Origin of the sequence: Sphingomonas guangdongensis (genome assembly GCF_900199185.1) — a bacterium.
Classification (GTDB): domain Bacteria; phylum Pseudomonadota; class Alphaproteobacteria; order Sphingomonadales; family Sphingomonadaceae; genus Sphingomonas; species Sphingomonas guangdongensis.
Map to the genome: position 1 here is coordinate 444,287 of NZ_OBMI01000002.1, position 19,682 is coordinate 463,968.

Annotated in this window: 27 protein-coding genes and 1 tRNA gene; 19 read left to right on the top strand and 9 right to left on the bottom strand. The window is 71.1% G+C overall.

From position 1 onward, the window contains the following. The first annotated feature begins 11 nt into the window (after positions 1 to 11). Together CRO12_RS09310 and CRO12_RS09315 are read left to right on the top strand one after the other, a co-directional pair. Positions 12 to 605, top strand: coding sequence for a PadR family transcriptional regulator (locus CRO12_RS09310; RefSeq protein WP_097063778.1), 594 nt, complete (start codon positions 12 to 14; stop codon positions 603 to 605). After that, on the top strand, positions 602 to 922 hold the full coding sequence (locus CRO12_RS09315; protein ID WP_097063779.1) for a DUF2218 domain-containing protein: 321 nt from the start codon (positions 602 to 604) through the stop codon (positions 920 to 922). The genes CRO12_RS09310 and CRO12_RS09315 overlap by 4 nt, the downstream gene beginning before the upstream one ends. On the opposite strand, the gene CRO12_RS09320 is transcribed toward CRO12_RS09315, so the two are convergent. Further along, entirely contained in the window at positions 923 to 2,071 is a 1,149-nt protein-coding gene (locus tag CRO12_RS09320; protein WP_097064261.1) for a glycosyltransferase family 4 protein, read from the bottom strand. It abuts the gene before it with no gap. A gap of 128 nt (positions 2,072 to 2,199) precedes the next feature. Here CRO12_RS09320 and radA point away from each other — a divergent pair, with 128 nt between their 5' ends. From radA to CRO12_RS09355, 7 genes are all read left to right on the top strand, one after another. Then, a complete protein-coding gene (gene radA, locus CRO12_RS09325) occupies positions 2,200 to 3,570 on the top strand; it encodes a DNA repair protein RadA (RefSeq protein ID WP_097064262.1) in 1,371 nt (456 codons plus the stop codon). Positions 3,571 to 3,612: 42 nt separating this feature from the next. After that, the gene (locus CRO12_RS09330) at positions 3,613 to 4,626 is read left to right on the top strand and encodes a hypothetical protein (protein WP_144033585.1); all 1,014 of its coding nucleotides are present in this window, start codon (positions 3,613 to 3,615) and stop codon (positions 4,624 to 4,626) included. Between the two features lie 32 nt (positions 4,627 to 4,658). Beyond that, positions 4,659 to 5,228, top strand: coding sequence for a CvpA family protein (locus CRO12_RS09335; RefSeq protein ID WP_097063781.1), 570 nt, complete (start codon positions 4,659 to 4,661; stop codon positions 5,226 to 5,228). Positions 5,229 to 5,406: 178 nt separating this feature from the next. Next, a complete protein-coding gene (locus CRO12_RS09340) occupies positions 5,407 to 5,850 on the top strand; it encodes an iron-sulfur cluster assembly scaffold protein (RefSeq protein WP_097064263.1) in 444 nt (147 codons plus the stop codon). Further along, positions 5,847 to 7,673, top strand: a complete 1,827-nt coding sequence (locus tag CRO12_RS09345; protein WP_245858357.1) for a cation:proton antiporter domain-containing protein — start codon at positions 5,847 to 5,849, stop codon at positions 7,671 to 7,673. The genes CRO12_RS09340 and CRO12_RS09345 overlap by 4 nt, the downstream gene beginning before the upstream one ends. Further along, positions 7,670 to 7,999, top strand: coding sequence for a DUF423 domain-containing protein (locus CRO12_RS09350; protein ID WP_097063782.1), 330 nt, complete (start codon positions 7,670 to 7,672; stop codon positions 7,997 to 7,999). Before CRO12_RS09345 ends, CRO12_RS09350 begins: the two co-directional genes overlap by 4 nt. After that, positions 7,996 to 8,577 carry a hypothetical protein gene (locus tag CRO12_RS09355; protein ID WP_097063783.1) on the top strand — a complete coding sequence of 194 codons (582 nt, stop codon included), beginning with the start codon at positions 7,996 to 7,998 and terminating at the stop codon, positions 8,575 to 8,577. The genes CRO12_RS09350 and CRO12_RS09355 overlap by 4 nt, the downstream gene beginning before the upstream one ends. Here the strand turns inward: CRO12_RS09355 and CRO12_RS09360 are convergent. The 3 genes from CRO12_RS09360 to CRO12_RS09370 are packed head-to-tail and all read right to left on the bottom strand — an operon-like array spanning position 8,574 to position 10,352. After that, on the bottom strand, positions 8,574 to 8,732 hold the full coding sequence (locus CRO12_RS09360) for a DUF2256 domain-containing protein (RefSeq protein WP_097063784.1): 159 nt from the start codon (positions 8,730 to 8,732) through the stop codon (positions 8,574 to 8,576). The two genes, CRO12_RS09355 and CRO12_RS09360, sit on opposite strands and share 4 nt — an antisense overlap. Beyond that, positions 8,713 to 9,816: a 3-dehydroquinate synthase gene (gene aroB, locus CRO12_RS09365; protein WP_097063785.1), complete on the bottom strand. Its 1,104-nt coding sequence runs from the start codon at positions 9,814 to 9,816 to the stop codon at positions 8,713 to 8,715. Before aroB ends, CRO12_RS09360 begins: the two co-directional genes overlap by 20 nt. Next, a complete protein-coding gene (locus CRO12_RS09370) occupies positions 9,813 to 10,352 on the bottom strand; it encodes a shikimate kinase (protein WP_097063786.1) in 540 nt (179 codons plus the stop codon). The genes aroB and CRO12_RS09370 overlap by 4 nt, the downstream gene beginning before the upstream one ends. Positions 10,353 to 10,432: 80 nt before the next feature. Between CRO12_RS09370 and CRO12_RS18465 the strand changes: the two genes are divergently transcribed. The 4 genes from CRO12_RS18465 to CRO12_RS09385 are packed head-to-tail and all read left to right on the top strand — an operon-like array spanning position 10,433 to position 14,223. Continuing rightward, entirely contained in the window at positions 10,433 to 10,567 is a 135-nt protein-coding gene (locus CRO12_RS18465) for a hypothetical protein (protein ID WP_281253401.1), read from the top strand. Beyond that, on the top strand, positions 10,551 to 12,359 hold the full coding sequence (locus tag CRO12_RS09375; RefSeq protein WP_097063787.1) for an ATP-binding protein: 1,809 nt from the start codon (positions 10,551 to 10,553) through the stop codon (positions 12,357 to 12,359). The genes CRO12_RS18465 and CRO12_RS09375 overlap by 17 nt, the downstream gene beginning before the upstream one ends. A gap of 44 nt (positions 12,360 to 12,403) precedes the next feature. Then, complete coding sequence (locus CRO12_RS09380) at positions 12,404 to 13,264, top strand: tyrosine-type recombinase/integrase (RefSeq protein WP_245858440.1); 861 nt, start codon at positions 12,404 to 12,406, stop codon at positions 13,262 to 13,264. Between the two features lie 11 nt (positions 13,265 to 13,275). Then, positions 13,276 to 14,223: an acetyl-CoA carboxylase carboxyltransferase subunit alpha gene (locus CRO12_RS09385; RefSeq protein WP_097063789.1), complete on the top strand. Its 948-nt coding sequence runs from the start codon at positions 13,276 to 13,278 to the stop codon at positions 14,221 to 14,223. 36 nt (positions 14,224 to 14,259) lie between these two features. Here CRO12_RS09385 and CRO12_RS09390 read toward each other — a convergent pair whose 3' ends face one another. From CRO12_RS09390 to CRO12_RS09400, 3 genes are all read right to left on the bottom strand, one after another. Beyond that, positions 14,260 to 14,430 carry a Flp family type IVb pilin gene (locus tag CRO12_RS09390; protein WP_097063790.1) on the bottom strand — a complete coding sequence of 57 codons (171 nt, stop codon included), beginning with the start codon at positions 14,428 to 14,430 and terminating at the stop codon, positions 14,260 to 14,262. A gap of 76 nt (positions 14,431 to 14,506) precedes the next feature. Next, positions 14,507 to 14,674, bottom strand: coding sequence for a Flp family type IVb pilin (locus tag CRO12_RS09395; protein ID WP_097064265.1), 168 nt, complete (start codon positions 14,672 to 14,674; stop codon positions 14,507 to 14,509). A gap of 118 nt (positions 14,675 to 14,792) precedes the next feature. Continuing rightward, positions 14,793 to 14,978, bottom strand: coding sequence for a Flp family type IVb pilin (locus tag CRO12_RS09400; RefSeq protein ID WP_218838877.1), 186 nt, complete (start codon positions 14,976 to 14,978; stop codon positions 14,793 to 14,795). 54 nt (positions 14,979 to 15,032) lie between these two features. On the opposite strand from CRO12_RS09400, the gene CRO12_RS09405 reads away from it, so the two are divergent. Next, positions 15,033 to 15,449 (top strand): (deoxy)nucleoside triphosphate pyrophosphohydrolase, encoded by a 417-nt coding sequence (locus tag CRO12_RS09405; protein ID WP_281253402.1) that lies wholly within the window; start codon positions 15,033 to 15,035, stop codon positions 15,447 to 15,449. Between the two features lie 15 nt (positions 15,450 to 15,464). Here CRO12_RS09405 and CRO12_RS09410 read toward each other — a convergent pair whose 3' ends face one another. Next, positions 15,465 to 16,286, bottom strand: coding sequence for a methyltransferase domain-containing protein (locus CRO12_RS09410; RefSeq protein WP_245858359.1), 822 nt, complete (start codon positions 16,284 to 16,286; stop codon positions 15,465 to 15,467). A 52-nt stretch (positions 16,287 to 16,338) separates the two neighbouring features. Here CRO12_RS09410 and CRO12_RS09415 point away from each other — a divergent pair, with 52 nt between their 5' ends. From CRO12_RS09415 to CRO12_RS09435, 5 genes are all read left to right on the top strand, one after another. Continuing rightward, positions 16,339 to 17,052: a ComF family protein gene (locus CRO12_RS09415; RefSeq protein ID WP_097063792.1), complete on the top strand. Its 714-nt coding sequence runs from the start codon at positions 16,339 to 16,341 to the stop codon at positions 17,050 to 17,052. Positions 17,053 to 17,083: 31 nt separating this feature from the next. After that, on the top strand, positions 17,084 to 17,341 hold the full coding sequence (grxC, locus tag CRO12_RS09420) for a glutaredoxin 3 (RefSeq protein ID WP_097063793.1): 258 nt from the start codon (positions 17,084 to 17,086) through the stop codon (positions 17,339 to 17,341). Further along, positions 17,338 to 18,162, top strand: a complete 825-nt coding sequence (locus CRO12_RS09425) for a carbon-nitrogen hydrolase family protein (protein WP_097063794.1) — start codon at positions 17,338 to 17,340, stop codon at positions 18,160 to 18,162. The genes grxC and CRO12_RS09425 overlap by 4 nt, the downstream gene beginning before the upstream one ends. Further along, positions 18,159 to 18,590: a DUF1178 family protein gene (locus CRO12_RS09430; protein WP_097063795.1), complete on the top strand. Its 432-nt coding sequence runs from the start codon at positions 18,159 to 18,161 to the stop codon at positions 18,588 to 18,590. Before CRO12_RS09425 ends, CRO12_RS09430 begins: the two co-directional genes overlap by 4 nt. Positions 18,591 to 18,626: 36 nt before the next feature. Beyond that, a tRNA-Arg gene (locus tag CRO12_RS09435) sits at positions 18,627 to 18,703 on the top strand. A gap of 58 nt (positions 18,704 to 18,761) precedes the next feature. Here the strand turns inward: CRO12_RS09435 and CRO12_RS09440 are convergent. Further along, positions 18,762 to 19,553, bottom strand: a complete 792-nt coding sequence (locus CRO12_RS09440; RefSeq protein ID WP_097063796.1) for a SapC family protein — start codon at positions 19,551 to 19,553, stop codon at positions 18,762 to 18,764. Positions 19,554 to 19,682 lie beyond the last annotated feature (129 nt).

Consider the following 19,682-nt stretch of genomic DNA (forward strand, 5'->3'; position numbering starts at 1 on the left):
GATTGGACAACATGTTTCGTTTTTCACATGGGCCTGGCCGCGGCTGCGGTCCGCGCGGGCGCGGGCGGCCGGAAATGGACGTCGAGCGCTTCTTCGAGTGGGTCGAGCGCCTTAACGAGGGTGGGCCGGGGCGTGGCGGTGGTCGGCGCGGGCGCATGTTCGACGGCGGTGAACTTCGCCTCGTTCTGCTGAAGCTGATCGCGGACGAGCCGCGTCACGGCTACGACCTGATCCGCGCGATCGAGGAGATGACGGGCGGCGCCTATGCGCCGAGCCCCGGCGTGGTGTACCCGACGCTGACCCTGCTGGGTGAAATGGGTCATATCGAGGAGCAGGCGAGCGAGGGCGCTAAGAAGCGCTACGCCGCGACCGACGCGGGCCGCATCCACCTGACCGAGCGCGCGCACGAGGTGGAGGCGCTGATCGCGCGACTGACCGCGATCGGCGAGCACCGCAACCGCAGCGACCACCGCCCGATCCGGCGCGCAATGGGCAATCTGCGCTTCGCCGTGAAGAGCCGGATGATTGACGGACTGGAGGGTGACACGCTGCACGAGATTGCGGCAATCCTGGACGAGGCGGCGCAGCGGATCGAGCGGCTGTGAGCGTCGCGACCACGGCCCGCACGCCGACCGAGCACGCCGCCAAATATCTTCAGCAGCTCTGCAAGCACTGGCAGCACAATCTGGCGGTCGAGTTCACCGCCGATCACGGCACGATCGTCTTCCCGCGCGACGCGCGCGGGGCGGACTGGGCGGGCGATGCGACCGTCGCCTTCGATGCGGAGGCGAATGCGCTCCTCACCCGCATCGACGCGAGCGAGCCGGGGCAGTTGGAAGCGTTGAAGGGCGCGGTGGCACGGCACCTCGACCGCTTCGCGTTTCGCGAGGCGCCGCTCGCGTTCGACTGGCAGGACGCCTGATCACCCGCGCCGGGCGAGCACCTCTCGGTAGGTGTCGAGCACGGCGCGGTTGACGTCGTCCCAGCGGTAGGCGGCGGCCGCCGCGTGCCCGGCCGCGCCGGCGCGCGCGCGCAGGTCGTGGTCGGTCGCGAAGCGCTGTATCGCGTCGGCATAGGCGGACACGTCGCGCGGCGGCACCAGGAACCCGTTGACGCCCTCCTCCAGCAGGTCCACCGCACCGGTCGCGCGCGCGGCGACCACCGGCACGCCGCACGCCATCGCTTCCAGCGTCACGTTGCCGAAGGTCTCGGTGACGGACGGATTGAAGAACACGTCCATCGATCCGACTGCACGGCCGAGATCGTCCCCGGACTGGAAGCCCGCGAACACCGCATCCGGTACGGCGTCCGCGAACCAGTCGCGCGCAGGTCCGTCACCGATCACCAGCACCCGGTGGGCAACGCCGCGGCGGGTGAGCTCGGCAGTCACCTCGGCGAAGATGTCGAGGCCCTTTTCCAGTACCAGCCGCCCGAGAAAGCCGATCGCGACCGCGTCGTCGGCGATGCCCAGGCTGCGGCGCCATTCCAGGCTGCGGCGGTCGGGGCGGAAGCGGTCGTGGTCGATCCCGCGCGACCAGATACCGATCGGCGCCTCCACCCCCCAATCGCGCAGCACGTCGGCGATGCTGTTGCCCGGCACCAGCACGGTGTCGCAGCGATTGTAGAAGCGAGTGAGCATCCGCTCCATAAGCGGTTCCAGGAAGCCGATGCCGTAGTAGCGCGGGTAGGTTTCGAAGCGGGTGTGGAGCGACGCGACCGCGGGCAGGCGGTGTCGGCGAGCCCAGGTCACCGCGCGGTGGCCTAGCACTTCGGGCGCAGAGACGTGGATCAGATTGGGCGCGAACGCCGTCAGGTCCGCCCGCACCTCGCGCGACAGGCCCTTCGCCATCCGGTACTCGCCGCGCCCGCCCGGCATCGGCCAGCTCGGCACGTCGACCAGGTCGCCGGTTGGCGGGAACGCCGGATCGGCGACGGTCGGCGAGTAGACCCTGACTGCGGCTCCTTCGGCCATCAGATAGCCGACCAGCAGGTTCAGCGCCTGATTCGCGCCGTCGCGGACGTAGTTGTAGTTGCCGCTGAACAGCGCAACGCGGAGCTCCGACGCCTGCATCGGCCGCCCATAGCGGTCGCGGGCGGATGTGACTATCGCAAGCATCGCCAGCCGAGCGTCGCTCTCGTTCGCCCCCGCGTCCGACGCGACCTGTTCTCACATTGTTCCTGCTGCGCTACAAGCCAGGCATGGCCAAACCACAGAAGCGCTACGTGTGTCAGTCCTGCGGATCGGTGTCGCACCGCTGGCAAGGGCAGTGCGGCGACTGTTCGGCGTGGAACACGCTGGTGGAGGATGCGGGCGCGGTGGTGACGCCGTTCCAGGCGCGCCACAATCTTCAGGGTGGCGGGCGCACGATCCTGCTGTCGGGGCTGGACACCGACGTGCCGCTGCCGCCGCGGCTGATGACCGGCATCGCCGAGCTCGACCGCGCGCTCGGCGGCGGCTTCGTCGAGGGGTCGGCGACGCTGATCGGCGGGGATCCCGGGATCGGCAAGTCGACGCTGCTGCTCCAGGCCGCGGCGAAGCTGGCGCTGGCGGGACGCAGCGTCGCCTATGTCTCCGGCGAGGAGGCGGCCGACCAGGTGCGGCTCCGCGCACGGCGGCTGGGGCTGGGGGCTGCGCCGGTGCAGCTCGCGTCCGCGACCTCCGTGCGGGATATCCTTACCACCGTGGGCCAGGGCACGGCGCCCGCGCTGCTGATCATCGATTCGATCCAGACCATGCACTCCGACCTGATCGAGGGCGCGCCCGGCACGGTCAGCCAGGTCCGCGCGGCATCGGGCGAGCTGATCCGCTTCGCCAAGGAACGCGGTGCGGCGGTGGTGCTGGTCGGGCACGTGACCAAGGACGGCGCGATCGCGGGTCCGCGCGTGCTGGAGCACATGGTCGACACGGTGCTGGCGTTCGAGGGCGAGCGTAGCCATCAGTACCGGATCCTGCGCGCGACCAAGAACCGTTTCGGCGGCACCGACGAGATCGGCGTGTTCGCGATGGAGATGGGCGGCCTCGCGGAGGTCTCCAATCCCTCTTCCCTGTTCCTCATCAGCCGCGACGAGAGCGTGACCGGCACCGTCGTGTTCCCGGCATTAGAGGGCACGCGGCCGGTGCTGGTCGAGGTGCAGGCACTGACCGTCCGGCTGGCGAGCGGGGCGACGCCTCGCCGCGCGGTGGTCGGCTGGGACAGCGGGCGGCTGGCGATGATCCTGGCGGTGCTGGAGGCACGCTGCGGGCTCAGCTTCTCCTCGGCGGAGGTCTACCTCAACATCGCCGGCGGCTACCGGGTGCAGGATCCTGCGGCCGATCTCGCCGTGGCGGCCGCGCTCGTCTCGGCGCTGAGCGAGCGCCCGGTCCCGGCGGACGCGGTTGCATTCGGCGAGATCGCGCTGTCGGGCGAGGTCCGCCCGGTCGCCCACGGCGCGCTGCGGCTGAAGGAGTCGGCGAAGCTCGGCTTCGGCCGCGCGCTGACCCCGGCCAAGCAGTCGGGCGAGGGGGCGGGCGTGCAGCTCGCGGGGTTCGCGAACCTGGGCCGCTTCGTTGACCACATGCTGGGGCGCTGACGCGCAAACGGATCTGCAACCCTGGATTGCTACGCAGCGTCGATGCGGGAACGGTTTAGAAAGGTTGCGCGGGCCGGGTGCCTGGTGCTGCTGATCGCCGCCGGCTGCGCGGTGCTGTGGGGCGTGCTGGAGTTGCGCAAGCATCAACGCCGCGATGCGGCGGATCGGACGCTGAACGGCGAAGGCGTCATCTCGCCGAGCTGGCGCGTCTCCGGCGACTGTCGTCCGCGCACAACGGCGGAGCGGAGCCGGGACGAAGCGGTCGCCGACCTGCTCCATCATTTCGATCACCAGCGGGTCAATCCGGGTCTCGGCTATAAGGAGCAGTACTTCGCGTGGCGTTGGCGGATCGCCGGATCGAGCGGCAGCTGTTCGCCCTCCCCTGAACACTACAGGCGTCTGGCCGGCGTGCTGGTGCCGCTCGGCTGGCCCAAGCTGCCGACCGACCGGTCCGACCTGGAACTGACGCGGCGGCTGCCGCCCAGTCCGGCGCTGGCGCGCAATCTGGCGGAACTGGCGTTTGCGTCGCACCCGCTCCCCTTTGGCCCGCTGGAGTACGACAATCGGCCGTTCGCCCGGATAATGCTGGCCGAACAGGGGCGGTTCGCACGACCATGGGGTCGGCGGGCGCTGACGGAGATCGCACCCGACACGAAGCTGGGGACGAGCGCGGCGACGCTGGCCGCCGCCACGGTCCCGCAACAAGCCGCACCACGCATTGCCGCGGCATTGACCGCGATGACCCAGGAGGCGGATCGCCGGCGCAAGCGGATCGAGGGACTGAAGGGCGGTCCTCACATCGTCTACCAGTTGCGGGACGGCGAACGTTTGTTCGAGTTGGCCGACGCGCTGGCGACGGCGGGTCCGGCAGCCGAGCCGCACGCCGAACCACTTGGACAAACGTTCGGCAGCGGCTCGCACTTCGGACTACTGCCGGCCGAGCCGACCTATCTCTGCGCGGCGGCGGATCGGATCGGTGGCCGGGCCGCCGTGGCGGCCAGTCGAGCGTCCTTCTGCCGAACGCCGGCGCTAGCGCCCGCGAATGGCGCGCGGTAGATGCTCGGCGGACCTCGGGGGAGATCAAGACTATGGGCCTGACCGCGCTCGACATACTGGTGCTGATCACCGTCGGCGGCGCGGCGGTGACCGGGCTGATGCGCGGGTTCGTGACGGAAGTGCTGTCACTGATGGCGTGGATCTTCGTCGTGTTCGCGCTGAAACTCTTCCACACGCCGGCTACCGCCTACCTGACCGACAGCGTCGGCACCGCGGCGGGGGCAGCCACGCTCGCCTTTGCGGCGATCAGCGGTGTGACCTGGTTCGGCGGGCGCATGGTCGCGAACGCGATCGGGTCACGGACCCGCAGCTCGGTGCTCGGGCCGGTCGATCGCGCGCTCGGCTTCGGCTTCGGCGCGCTCAAGGGACTAATTCTGGCGAGCCTCGGCTTCCTGCTGATCGTGCTGGTGATCGACACGATCAGCGGCGGCCCGACGCGGCGGCCAGCATGGATCACCGCCTCGCGCACCTATCCGCTGCTCAATGCGACAAGCGCGTCAATCGCCGACTTCGTGGATCGCCGGCGGAGGGGTCAGCCGGTGTTCGGGAGTGAGGACAACGCGAGCGTGGCGAACGAGAGCGTGCCGGCGGAGGCGCGGTAAGCGTTCGAGACAAGTCACGTCACCCTAGCGGAGGCTGGGGTCCAAGTCTGGTCGTGAGCCAGCACTAGGGCCCTTCATGTCGAAACGGACATGGCTGCCATCCTGCGCTGGCATGACGAAGGATGACGAGTAGGCAGCAGGGGCTGTGCAGCGCCGCGACTTCGCCTACATCGGGGACGTGAACGCGCCGCTCTACAACGCACAGATCCTGCGGCTCGCCGCAACCATCCCGTACCAGGAGCGGCTCGCGAGCCCGATGGCGACGGTGGAGAAGCGCTCGCCCGTGTGCGGCAGCCGCGTGACCGTCGACGTCGACGTCGATGCGGACGGGCGCGTGTCGGCGCTCGGGCTGCTGGTGCGCGCCTGCGCGCTCGGCCAGGCGTCGGCCTCGCTGATGGCGGCGGCGGCGATCGGCAAGGATGCCGACGAGCTTGCCGCCGCACGCGACGCACTCACGGGTTGGCTCGCCGGCGAGTGCGCGGAGGTGCCGGCCTGGGCGGGTCTCGACCTCTTCGCCCCCGCGCTTTCGCACAGTGCCCGCCACGCCTCCATTCGCCTGGCGTTTGAGGCGGTGGCGGAGGCCGCGGCGACCGCGCGGGCGAAGCGGATCGCCGCGGCGTGAGCGAGGGCGCGCAAGCGAGCGGCAGCCTGCTCCACGATGCAGTGCCGCTGCTCGGCTTCGCGCTGATCTTCGTGCTGCTGTTCCGCCGGCTGGGGCTGGGCGCCACGCTCGGCTACCTGGTCGCAGGCGCGCTGGTCGGGCCGCAGGTGCTGAACCTAGTCGGCGGCGCCGAGTCGAAGATGGACATCGCCGAGCTCGGCATCGTGCTGCTGCTGTTCCTGGTCGGGCTGGAGCTCAACCCGACGCGGCTGTGGCGCATGAAGGGCGACATCTTCGGTCTGGGGCTGCTCCAGGTCGTGCTGTGCGGCCTCGCGATCGCGGCGATCCTGTGGCTTGCGCCGAGCTTCTCGCCCTCGGCCGCACTCGCGCTCGGTCTGCCGCTGGCGCTCTCCTCGACCGCGCAGGTGCTCCCCATGCTTCAGTCGGCGGGCCGGCTGCGGACACCGTTCGGCGAGCGGGCGTTCGCGATCCTGCTGTTCCAGGACCTGTCGATCGTCCCGCTTATCACGATCGTCGCGGCCATGAGCCGCAACCCGGCCGACGCCGGCGGGCCGCCGGGCTGGCTGCTGACGCTCTACACGGTCGGCGCGATTGCCGCGTTGGTGGCGGCCGGGCGCTTCCTGCTCCGCCCGCTGTTCCGCTTGATCGGCAATCTGGGTGAGCGCGAGATGTTCGTGTTCGCCGGGCTGTTCACCGTGATCGCCAGCGCCGCGATGATGGAGGCGCTGGGCCTGTCGGCGGCACTCGGCGCGTTCGTCGCGGGCGTCATGCTTGCCGACTCCCCCTACCGGCACGAGCTGGAGGCGGACGTCGAGCCGTTCCGCTCGATCCTGCTTGGACTGTTCTTTCTCGCGGTCGGGATGATGCTTGACCTGGGCGTCGTCGCGGAGCGGCCGCTCTTTGTGGTCTCAATGGCGCTGACGCTGGTCGCGGTGAAGGCGGCGATCATCACCGCAATCGGCCTCGCCTTTCGCATGGGCTGGCGCCAGGCGTTCGCGCTCGGACTGCTGCTCAGCCAGGGCGGCGAGTTCGGCTTCGTCCTGTTCGCGCAGGCGCAGAACGCGTTCCTGATCGCGCCGGAGGCGGCCAGCCTGTTCGGCGCGATCGTCACCCTGTCGATGGCGACTACCCCCTTCCTGATGATGATAACCCAGCGCTTCCGCGTCGAGCCGGTGAATCATCAGGAACGCGACGGGCCGCAGGCGGACGGGTCGAGCGCGATCATCGTCGGCTATGGCCGGTTCGGCCAGACCGTCGGGCAGATGCTCGCGGCGCAGGGGATTGCGGTGACGCTGATCGATACGGATATCGAGATCATCGACATCGCCGGGCAGCTGGGCGCCAAGGTTTATTATGGCGACGGCACCCGCGTCGACATGCTGCGCCAGGCGGGGGCGGCGGATGCCGAGCTGATCCTGTTCTGCAACGACGGCGACGGCGTCGATGCCGCGCTGGTCGAGGCGGTGCACGACAGCTTCCCAAATGCCGCGATCTTCGTACGCGCGTTCGACCGCCGCGCGCTTCTGGCGCTGCGTGGGTCACCAGCGGCGGGCGTGGTGCGCGAGGTGATCGAATCGGCGGTGCGTATGGCGCGGGATGCGATGACGGCGGTCGGCGTGGACGCGGGCGAGATCGATCGCACGGAGGACCTGTACCGCCGTCGCGATCACGAGCGGCTGAAGATCCAGCACGAGGCGGGTGACCTGCTGTCCGCCAGAGCCGCCGTCATCGCGGCGGGCGGGTGGAACGAGGCGGAGCTTGCCGAGCGCGAGCGGCCCGCGCCATTGCCGGAGCCGGAAGTCAAGGGGAGTGCGTGCGGATGAACCTGCTTGCGGTGCTGGCGGCGCTGTCGGGCGCCCTTGCGGTGGGCGCGGGTGCGTTCGGCGCGCATGGGGCGGAGGGCAAGGCGGCCGAGTGGCTGCGCACCGGCGGCGAGTATCAGCTGATCCACGCGCTGGCCGCGCTGGTCGCGCTCCGGCTGGAGGCTCGCGGCGCGGGCTGGTGCTTTGTCGCAGGGGCGGCGGTGTTCGCAGGCTCGCTCTACCTCATGGCGCTCGGTGCGCCGCGGTGGCTTGGCGCCTTCACCCCGATCGGCGGAACGCTGCTGATCGCCGGGTGGCTGTGGCTTGCGTGGGTGGCTGCCCGATGATCGCCGCGGTGCTGCTGGGGCTCGCCATGCCGGCGCCTCTGCCCGGGGCGGTGCAGTCTGCCGAAGTGACCGAGCTGAGAGCGACCACGGCGCGGGTGCTCGCCCGACCGGAGCAGGCAACGCCTTGGGAGATGGCGCAGGCATCTCAGGCGCTGTGGTCGGAAGGCCGACGGCTGCAGGCGGCGTTCTGGTTCTATGTGTTCCAGCAGCGCAGCCGCGCTCACGCCGACGTCGACACGGGCGGCGATGGCGCGGCGGCGGTCAGGGCGTCGCTGAATGCGGCGCTGGGCGAGGAGATCAATCCCTGGCTCGGCAGTGACGTGGCAGCTTGGCGGGAGGTCGCGACCCGCGCGATGAGTTTCGAGGCGAAGCTGCCGATCGGGCCGGCACCGGCGGGCGTGTCGGCCGCTGCCTGGCGCGCGGCGGTGGCGAAGGCGCGCGCCGACTACCGCGCCGGCTACGAGGCGACGCTGGGCAAGGCGGATCCAGCCGAGATCGAAGGGACGCGGCGCGAGAACGGCCTGCCGGTCGGACCGCTCGATCAGCCCGGGCCTGCGCTGCCGGCGGAGTGGCGCTAGCCCGCGGCCTTCCGCTTCGCCTCGCCGCGGCAGCGGTCAGAGCAGTACACGACGTTGTCCCAGTCGCGCGCCCACTTCTTGCGCCAGGTAAAGGGGCGCTGGCAGACCGGGCAAATCTTGGTCGGCAGGTCGGCCTTACGAACGCCGTTCGGCATCGAGGAACGCCTCCACTGCCGTGAGATCGACCGAGCGGTCGAGGTAGGTCTGCCCGATCCCGCGCGCGAGCAGGAAGGGGAGGGTGCCGGCATCCATCTTCTTGTCGTGGAGCATGTGCGCGACCAGCGCCTGCCCGTCGGCGTCGATGCCCGCTGCGGCCGCGCTGTCGGGCAGGCCGACCGCGCGCAGGTGCGCCTTGACCCGCTCCGCATCTTCGGCCGGGGCGATGCCCTGCGCTGCCGAGAAGCCGAAGGCGAGCGCCATGCCGGCCGCCACGCCCTCGCCGTGCAGCAGCCGGTCGGAGAAGCCGGCCTCCACCTCCAGCGCATGGCCAAAGGTGTGGCCGAGGTTCAGTAGTGCTCGCGTGCCGGTCGTCTCGCGTTCGTCGGCGGCGACAATTCGCGCCTTCGCCGCGACCGAGTGCGCGATGGCGTGCTCGCGCGCGGCAGGGTCGCCGGCGAGCAAGGCGCCGGCGTTCGCCTCGCACCAGGCGAAGAACGAGGGATCGTCGATCAGCCCGTATTTGACGACCTCGGCATAGCCGGCGCGCAGGTCGCGCGCGGGCAGCGTGTCGAGCACCTCCGGGTCGATCAGCACGAGCGCGGGCTGGTGGAAGCTGCCGACCAGGTTCTTGCCGGCGCGCGTGTTGATCGCGGTCTTGCCGCCGACGGAGGAGTCAACCTGCGCGAGAAGCGTAGTCGGGACCTGCACGAAGCCGCAGCCGCGCTTTACGATCGAGCACGCGAAGCCGACCAGGTCGCCGATCACCCCGCCGCCGAGCGCCACGACATGGTCGCCGCGCTCCACGCCGAGCGCGATCAGCTGGTCGGTCAGCTGCTCCAGCGTCGCCCAGCTCTTGCTTGCTTCGCCCGGCGCCAGCACGATCGCCTCGCTATCGACGCCCGCGGCGGAGAGGCTGGTGGTCAGTGTAGCGAGGTGCGGCCGGACATTCTCGTCACTGACGATCGCCATCCGGCGTCCGCGCGCGAGTGGGGCCAGATGGTCGCCGGCGCGCCCGAGCAGCCCGGCTTCGATCATCACGTCGTAGGAGCGGTCGCCGAGTGCGACCGGCACGATGGTCATTGCGTGAGTGCCCTCAGGATCGCGGTCACGGTCGCCTCATGCGGCGCGTGGACGCTCGGGATGCGGATCGGGGCCTGCGCATAGATCGGATTGCGCGTGTGCGCGAGGTCGCGCAGCACCTGATGCGGGTCGCGCCCGCGGAGCAGCGGGCGGGTGTCGCGCCGGCGAACCCGCTCGGCGAGGACGGCGGGATCGGCGTCCAGCCAGATCGCGGTCGCCTCCCGCAGGATCAGTGCACGAGTCTCGTCGTTGATGAAGGCACCGCCGCCGGTCGCGATGACCTTGGGGGTGCCGTCGATCAGCCGGGCGATGACCCGGCGCTCTCCGTCACGGAAGTGCGCCTCGCCGAAGCGTTCGAAGATCTCGGCGACCGTCATCCCCGCGGCGGTCTCGATTTCCGTGTCGGCGTCCACGAAGGCGAGCCCGAGCCGCTGCGCCAGCCGGCGGCCGACCGTCGACTTGCCTGCCCCCATCAGCCCCACCAGCACGATCGGCCGGGTGGTCGCCGCGCTATCGGGAAGGACTTGGGTCTGCATCGGCAGGGGCTATACAGCGCGGGGGGCGCTCGGGCAAAAGGCCCGCCCATGTTTCCCCGTGCTTACCCGAAAGGCGTTCCATGTCCCGTCCGCTCGTCATCCTGATCGTCGCTGCGGTGGTGCTGGTCGTGGGGCTGTTCGTGCTGGCGGGCCGCGACACCAGCGTTGCGCCGACCCGCGTCGAGAAGGCGGTCTCGCTTGAAAAGCTCTCGTAACGCGCGCGCTGCCGCGCTGCTGCTGGCGGCGCTTGGCGCGGGCGGCGGACTGGCGACAGGGCAGGACCGGCCCGAATCGATCCTGCCGCCCGGGTTCAACGATCCTGTCCAGCCGGCGCCTGCCCCGACGCCGGCGCCCGCTCCGGTGCGACCGCCGGCGAGCGGCGCGGCGCCCAGCGCGTCCAATCCGTCCGGCGCGGTGCCGCCGCCGCCGCTGCCGGTCGCGGGCACGACGCCGTCACCGACGCCGTCCGCCACGCCGACGCCGGTCGATCTCACCGCCTATGAACTGCCGGCCTACGCCCGCCGCTCGCTGGCCGACGTCGGCGCCACCACCGCCGAAAGCGCCGGGCTGAGCGGCAGTGCGTTCGGTCGGGCAGGAGGGCGCGGCATCGGCACGCTGATGCACGAGCTCGACGCGCCACTGCCGTCGCGGTGGCTGTCGATCGCACTGCGCCGCGCGCTGATGGCGCAGGTGGAGACGCCCGCGGGCATCAACGGCGCCGACTTCGCCGCCGAGCGGGCCTGGCTGCTGCTGCGAATGGGCGAGGCGGACGGGGCGCGGGCTGTCGTGCAGAGCGTGGACGTACAGGATTACTCGCCCAAGCTGTTCCAGGTCGGCATGCAGGCGATGCTGGCGACCGGAGATCCCGCCGGGCTGTGCCCGATGGCCGATCCGGCGATCCGCGTGTCGGGCGAGCGCGGCTGGCGGTTCGCGCGCGCGATGTGCGCGGCCCTGGGCGGAAAAGGCCCGCAGTCGCGCGCCCTGCTGCGGGAGGCGCGGCGGGGCATGCAACGCTCGGTCGACACGCTGCTGGCCGAGAAGGTGGTCGGCGCAGCCGCGGGCGGGGCGGTCACGATCGAGTGGGCGGGGGTCGATCGGCTGACCGCTTGGCGCTACGGCCTGGCGACCGCGACCGGCGTGGAGATCCCGGACGAGCTGCTTGCCGGTACCCGGCCGCAGGTGGCCGGCTGGCGCGCGACTGCGCCGATGCTCGATTCGGCGGCACGGGTGACGCCAGCGAACTGGGCGGCGAGCCAGGGCGTACTTTCCCATGCCGCGCTGGTCGACCTGTACGCGGAGGTGGAGGCGGGTGACGGCCAGAACAGCGCGGCGCGCGCGCTCGGCCGTGACCTCCGGACGCTGTACGGAGAAGGGACCGTCGACGAGCGGCTGGCGCTGCTGCGCCGCATCTGGGACGGCGGCGAGGGCCGGCGCGCGCGCTACGCCCGCCAGGTGCTCACCGCGCGCGCGGCGACCTTTGTCCCGCCATCGGCCGAGCGGGCCGGGGATGCGCCGCGGCTGATCGGAGCAATGCTGACCGCCGGGTACGACATCGCCGCGGCGCGCTGGTGGAGCGCGGTGCCGGCGGCGAGCAACGGCTGGGCGATGCTGGCGCTCGCCGATCCGCGCGGCCGGCGCTGGAGCGCGGGCGATGTCGACAGCTACGGCGATGCCGATGCCGATGCCGATCCGCAGCGGCTGAAGGCGCGCATGCTGCTCGCCGGGCTGACCGGGCTCGGCCGGCTGCCGATCGATGCCGCCGAGCAGCTGGCACAGCCGCTCGGCGTGCGATTCGGCGCGGAGAACGCCTGGACCCGGGCGATCCAGGCGGCGGCCGACCGCGGCGAGGGCGGGACGGTGCTGCTGCTCGCCGCCGTCGGCATGCAGACGCCCGACTGGCGCGGGGTGCCGCCGGAGGTGCTGTTCCACGCCTGCCGCGCGCTCCGCGCGACCGAACAGGAAGGCGTCGCCCGGATGATCGCGGCCGAGGCGATCGCGCGGCTTTGATCGGCACCGGCGACGACCGCGCGCTGATCGACCGCTTCCTGGAGATGATGGCGGCGGAGGCGGGCGCGGCGGCCAACACGCTGGCGGCCTACCGCTCCGACCTGACGCTCGCCTCCGGCGAAATCGGCGGGCGGCTGGCAGCGGCGGATGCGGGCGTGATCGCGCGGCTCGCCGACGGCTGGAGCACGCTTGCCCGCTCGACCGTCGCGCGCAAGGCGGCGGCGCTGCGGCGCTTCTACGGGTTCCTGGCGGCGGAGGGGCTGCGCAACGACGATCCCTCGGCTGCGCTGCCGCGGCCGGGCGCCGCGCGCCCGCTGCCCAAGTCGCTCTCGGTCGCCGAGGTCGACGCGCTGTTCGCCGCTGTCGCCGAGCGGCAGGCGCGGGTTCCGGCCGATCCGCTCGACCTGCGGCTCGCGGCATTGATCGAGCTGCTCTACGGCTCCGGCCTGCGCGCGACGGAGCTGGTGTCGCTGCCGCGGGGCAGCATCGCATCCGATCGCCCCTACCTGATCCTGCGCGGCAAGGGCGGGCGCGAGCGGCTGGTACCGATCTCCGACCGGGCGCGCGCGGCGGTTGCCGCGTGGCGGGAGCAGGTGCCCGCCGACAGCCCGTGGCTGTTCCCGTCGGGGCGCAAGCACCTGTCCCGCGTCCGCCTGTACCAGCTGGTAAAGGCGCTCGCGGCCGCGGCCGGGATCACGCCGACGCGGCTCAGCCCGCACGTTCTGCGCCACGCCTTTGCCACCCATCTGCTCGCGGGCGGCGCCGACCTGCGCGCGCTGCAGGCGATGCTGGGCCACGCCGACATCGCCACCACCGAGATCTACACGCACGTCGATGCGAGCCGGCTGGTCGAGCTGGTCAACACGCGCCACCCGCTCGTTGACGGGGCCGGCCAGCGGCCCTAGCGGACGCGCCCATGCAGAGCTTCCTGGATTTCGAGAAACCGATCGCCGAGTTGCAGGGTCGGATCGACGAGCTGCGCCAGACCGCGCAGAACGGCGAGCTGGACATCGACGCGGAGGTCGGCCGGCTTCAGGCGAAGTCCGACAAGCTGCTGCGCGACACCTATGCCCGGCTGACCCCCTGGCAGAAGACGCAGGTCGCGCGACACCCGGAGCGGCCGCACCTCAAGCACTACCTAGCCGGGCTGGTCGAGGACTTCATGGCGCTGGGCGGCGACCGGGCGTTCGGCGACGACCAGGCGATCATCGGCGGGCTCGCTCGGTTCCGCGGCCGGCGCGTGATGGTGATCGGGCACGAAAAGGGCGACGATACCGCCAGCCGGCTGCGCCACAATTTCGGGATGGGGAAGCCGGAGGGCTATCGCAAGGCGATCCGGCTGATGAAGCTCGCCGATCGCTTCGGACTGCCCGTGCTGACGCTGGTCGACACGTCCGGCGCGTTCCCGGGCGTCCAGGCGGAGGAGCGGGGGCAGGCGGAAGCGATCGCGCGATCGACGGAGGCGTGCCTGGAGGTCGGGGTGCCGGTCGTCGCCGCGATCGTCGGGGAGGGCGGATCGGGCGGTGCGGTGGCGCTTGCCACCGGCAATACCGTTCTGATGTTCGAGCACGCGGTGTATTCGGTGATCTCGCCGGAGGGCTGCGCCTCCATCCTGTGGCGAACCGCCGAGAAGGCCGCGGACGCGGCAGAGGCGATGAAGGTGACCGCGCAGGATCTGAAGGCGCTCGGCGTGATCGACACGATCGTGCCGGAGCCGTTGGGCGGCGCGCACCGGGACCCGTCGGCGGCCATCACCGCGCTCGGCGACGCGCTGGAAGGGGCGTTGAACCTACTGGCCGACCGCGATCCGGCGACCGTCCGCGCCGAGCGGCGGCGTAAGTTCCTGGAAATCGGCCGGGTCTGATCCCGGCCAACCCCGCTGCCCAGTTGATCGGGGAAATCAGCTGGCCTTCATGTTAGAGCCGACGTTGGTGAACGTCGTCTTCAGCCGGTTGCCGAGCGTGCCCATCGCGGCGATCGCGGCAACGGCGATCAGGGCGGCGATAAGCCCGTACTCGATGGCAGTTGCGGCGCGCTTGTTCGGCATCACTGCCAGGAACTTGCGAAGCATGGTTAAACCCCTTTTCTATGAAAAAGGGCGGCGAAACCGAGTTCCGCCGCCCTGATCATTTCAGTGAACCGAAAGCTTACGAGGCCTTCATGTTCGAACCGACGTTGGTGAACGTCGTCTTCAGCTGGTTGCCCAGCGTGCCCATCGCGGCGATCGCGGCAACCGCGATCAGAGCGGCGATCAGACCGTACTCGATGGCGGTCGCGCCCTTCGAGTTCTTCAGGAACGAACGAATCTTCTGCATAACGATCTCCACTGTTCGAAACTTCAACTCACCCGGCCAAGCCGGAGTGTTCCGGATCAGCAAATGCGTTTCTATGGGTGAGGCATTGAGAAAAGGTTTACGCGGCAAGGCGGTGAAATCAGGAAACGACGGAGTCGATCTTGGTCGACACGTTGTTCCACATGTCGCCGGTCGTGGTGCCCACGACGCGCGCGCCGGTGACCAGCGCCAGGAAGATCAGCGCCAGGATCAGGCCGTACTCGACCGCGGTCGCGCCGCGGCGATCGTCGAGCAGGCGGTTGAGGTATCTGATCAGCAGGCGCATGGGACCGATCGATTGCTAGCCTGCTCACTCTAGGCGCCGGAGGTTAAGCGAAAGTTGTCAGACGCTGCTGCCAACCCCCTGCTGCTCGTCGTCGCGGCGGCGATGGTCGACGGGGACGGCCGTGTGCTGGTGCAGCAGCGTCCGCCGGGGAAGCCGATGGCGGGCCTGTGGGAGTTCCCCGGCGGCAAGGTCGATCCCGGCGAGGAGCCGGAGGCGGCGCTGGTGCGCGAGCTTCATGAGGAGTTGGGCGTGACGGTCGATCACGCCTGCCTGGCGCCCGCGACTTTCGCCAGCGAAGCGCTGGGCGAGCGGCACCTGCTGCTGCTGCTGTACGCGCTGCGCAAGTGGCGCGGCGTTCCCGAGGCCCGCCACGCGACGGCGTTGCGCTGGGTTCGGCCGGTCGAGCTCCATAAGCTCCCCATGCCGCCCGCCGACCGCCCGCTGATCGGCCTGCTGGAGGCGCTGCTCTAGGGTCGAGTACAGACCTCAGCGCGGGGTCGGGAGCGCGGCGGCGAGCGAGGCGGTGGCACTGCCGCGGCGCGCGGGCTGCGGCTGATCGGGGTGCGGCGACCAGCCGGTCACGAAGACGATCTCGAACCGCTCAGGCACGCGTCCGTCCGCGTCCGCACGGGCCGCGAACGCATCGGCGAGCCGCGCAAGCGTGCCTCGCGTCATCGGCGATCGCCCGACCAGCAGGTTGCTCGCCGCCATGCCGCGCAGGTCGCGGACGAGCCCGAACAGGTCGCCGTAGCGGACGTCCAGCCGCTCGCCATCGGCAACCGGCAGCGCGAAGCCGGTGCGCATCAGCAGGTCGCCTGCCGACCGCACGTCGATCTGCGGATGCAGCCGCGCCGCGCCGGGGTCGGCGTCGCGCAGCGCCGCGCGGAGCGTCGCCAGGCTGCCCGCGCCCAGGAAGGCGCCGAGGAACAGGCCGTCAGGGCGGAGCGCACGGCGGATCAGCACTAGCGCGCCGGGCAGGTCGTTGACGCTGTCGAGCACGCCCGCCGATACCACCAGGTCGAAGCTGGCGTCGGCGAAGGCGGGCCGGTCCTCGTCGGTCTGAACGGCGCCCGCGGCGAAGACTGCGCCCGCGTCCGCGCGCGTGATCGTCGCACCCGGCAGGGTGAAGGCGCGGTCGGCGGCACCGAGATCGAGCACGTCGCGGAACTCACGCTTCACGCCGGCGAGCCGCTCGGCGATGCCGTCGAGCATGACCGCGCGGACGAAGTCGTGCGCGGCCCAGTCGCGGGCCGCGCGGTCGCGGCGCAGGCGGCGTGCAGCACGATCGAAGATTTCGGGAACGCTCACGGGCGCGCTTGTGCCGGGCGGGGCGGCGGCGGACAAGGGGCGTGTGCCGGCCATGCTCCACCGCCTCGTCGCCCTTGCGCTTCCGCCGCGCTGCCCGGGCTGCGGCGCGGTGACTGAGGCCGATCATCGCTTCTGCGCTACGTGCTGGATGTCGCTCGCCTTTATCGGGCCGCCGTGGTGCGCCGGATGCGCGCTCCCCTTCGACCACCATCGCGGCGCGGAGGTGCTGTGCGGCGCCTGCCTGGCCGAGCCGCCGCCGCACGCCGGCGCGCGCGCCGCGGTTGCCTACGGCCCCGTCGCGCGAACGGTCGCGTTGCGGCTGAAATATGCGGGACGCACTGCCTTTGCCGAGACGGCGGCGCGGCTGATGCAACGCCTGCTGCCGGACGACGCGGCGCTGCTGGTCCCGATCCCGCTCCATCGCTGGCGGCTGTGGACGCGCGGGTACAACCAGGCCGCGCTGATCGCCGACGCGCTCGCGCGGGGCGGCGGACCGCCGGTTGCGCGCTCGCTGCTTCTCAGGAGCCGCGCGACGCCGGTGCTCCGGGGGCTCGATCCGCGCGAGCGGCAGCGGGCGGTCGCCGGTGCCTTCGCGTTGGCAGCCGACGCGCGGCGCGCGCTCGCCGGCCGCCACGTCGTGCTGGTCGACGACGTGTATACGACCGGGGCGACCGCAACGGCGTGCGCGCGGCTGCTGACCCGCGCTGGCGCGGGGAAGGTGACCGTGCTGTGCTGGGCACGGGTGATCGGTACCGACGCCGATTGACATGGCCGGTGCCAGACCTCACCTCCCGCTCATGGCAAAGGTCGAGATCTACACCAAGGCGTTCTGCCCTTATTGCACCCGCGCGCTGCGCCTGCTCGAGCAGAAGGGCGTCGCCTACGACGAATATGACGTCACCATGGGCGGGCCCAAGAAGGCGGAGATGGTGGAGCGCTCGGGCGGGCGCATGACCATGCCGCAGGTGTTCATCGACGACCGCCACATCGGCGGCTGCGACGACCTGATGGCGCTCGACCGCCGCGGAGGGCTCGACCCGCTGCTCGCGGCATGAGGGCGGCGCTGCTGCAGATGACGAGCGGGGTCGACCCGCTCGCGAACGCGCGCACCCTGACGGACGCCGTCCGCGCGGCAAAGGACGGCGGCGCGGCGATGCTGTTCACCCCGGAGATGTCGGGGCTGATCGACCGCGACCGGACACGCGCGGCGCCGCACATCGTCGCGGAGGACGACGATCCCGTGCTCGCTGCGGTGCGGGAGGCGGCGGCCGCGGCCGGGGTGTGGGTGCACCTCGGCAGCCTGGCGGTACGCGTCGGCGACGGACGCGCGGCCAACCGCGGCTTCGTCATCGACGGGGACGGCAGGGTCCGGGCGCGCTACGACAAGCTGCACCTGTTCGACGTCGACCTGCCCGGCGGCGAGCAGTGGCGCGAATCGGCCGGCTACGTGCCCGGTGACGCCACGGTCGTGGTGGCCACGCCGGTCGGGCCGCTGGGCTTGTCGATCTGCTACGACCTGCGCTTCCCCGACCTGTACCGGGCGCTGACCGATGCCGGGGCGACGGTACTCGCCGTGCCCGCCGCCTTCACCGTCCCGACCGGCCGCGCGCACTGGGAGGTGCTGCTGCGCGCCCGCGCGATCGAGGCCGGCGCCTTCGTGATCGCGGCCGCGCAGGCAGGCGCCCACGCGGACGGCCGGACAACCTACGGCCACAGCCTGGCCATCGATCCCTGGGGTGAGGTGCTGCTCGATCTGGGGGAGGCCGCCGGGCTCGGCTTCGTCGATCTCCAGCAGACGCGGCTCGACGACGTGCGGGCCCGCATTCCCGTTCTCAGCCATCGTCGCGCGATCCCGGCGGTCGAGGTGGTCGGGTGATCGTCTTCGACCTGCGATGCGCCGCCGCCCATGTCTTCGAGGTGTGGTTCGGCTCGAGTGGCGCCTATGAGGAGCAGCGGAGCGCCGGGCTGATCTGCTGCCCGGTCTGCGGCGACACCGACGTGAGCAAGGCGGTCATGGCCCCGAGCGTCGCGGCCAAGGGCAACCAGGCGTCGGCCGTGCCCGATCCGGCGGCGATGAAGGTCGCTTTCGCGGCGCTCCAGCAGGCGCAGGCGGAGGCGCTGAAATCGTCGGAATGGGTCGGGATGCAGTTCGCCGACAAGGCGCGCGCGATGCACAGCGGCACGGCGCCGAGCGTACCGATCCACGGCCAGGCGACGCGAGCGGAAGCGGAGGCGCTGATCGAGGAGGGCGTGCCGGTCGCGCCGCTGCTGGTGCCCGTCGTTCCGCCCGACGCCCGCAATTGACCCTGCGACCGCCGCGGCCTAGGGGCGCGCAGGCGTGCCCCCGTAGCTCAGCAGGATAGAGCGACGGTTTCCTAAACCGCAGGCCGGAGGTTCGAATCCTCTCGGGGGCACCAACGAGAAAGGGCGCCGGCGCAACCCGCGCCGACGCCCCTTTTCTAAAGCGGTCTTCCCTTACGCGTTCGCCGCCTCGATCGGCGCGGGCTGCTGCGGCGCCTGCCCGTTCGCCATCTGCTTGGCGAACACGTCGCGCATCAGGCTGAGCGAGAAGAGGTGTGCGTAGATGAGCGGGAGCATGCCCGACTGCGCCATCTTGCGAAGCTGGTCGCCGCGCAGGTCTGCGAGCTTCTTCTCGTCGACCATCTGGAAGCCGCGGTACACGAACGGCTGCGCCGCGTTGTCCGGCTGGATCGAGACCTCGCCGTCGATCAGCAGGTCGTACTCCTTCAGCTCCTTGACGAAGGCCGCGGTCTTCTGGCCGGCCTGCTCGAACTGCTCGGCGAACTGCAGGATCGACTTGGTCAGCTCGGACGGCTGGCCGTTCTCGAACAAGCGCTCGCCGTCCTCGAACGCGCCGATCGTGTCGGATGACGGATCGAAGCAGAGCGACAGCTCCTCCGACTCCGGGCGCAGCTTGGCGAGGAGGTAGGGGTAGCGGCGGACATAGGCCGGAACGTAGGTGTCCAAATCGAGCAGCTTGCCGTCGGCGTCCATGAAGACGTTGACGCCCTCGTTCAGGCCCATCAGCGCGAGCGGCACGGGATCGTCGCCGACCGCGAACACGATCGGCATGCGCCGCGCGACGAGCGGGAACTCCTCGACGGTCAGCGGCACGGCATGCTGGTTCGCGAGGAACGGTGCCTTGTCCGCCGGGCGGATCCGATAGTCGGCGTGCTGGTCGCTCGAGAGCGGCTGCAGGTCGTTGTAGAAGAGCGGAAGCGCAGGAGCGCCGGGAGCGGTGGCCATCGAAGGTCTCCGGATGAAGTGGGAACGGGCTTGGCGGAGGCGCGAGCGTACGCGCGCACCCGGCAATGGCGGGCGTCCTTAGTTGCCGGCGGCGATGCTGGCAAGCCACTGGCGTTGCAGGCGCAAGTC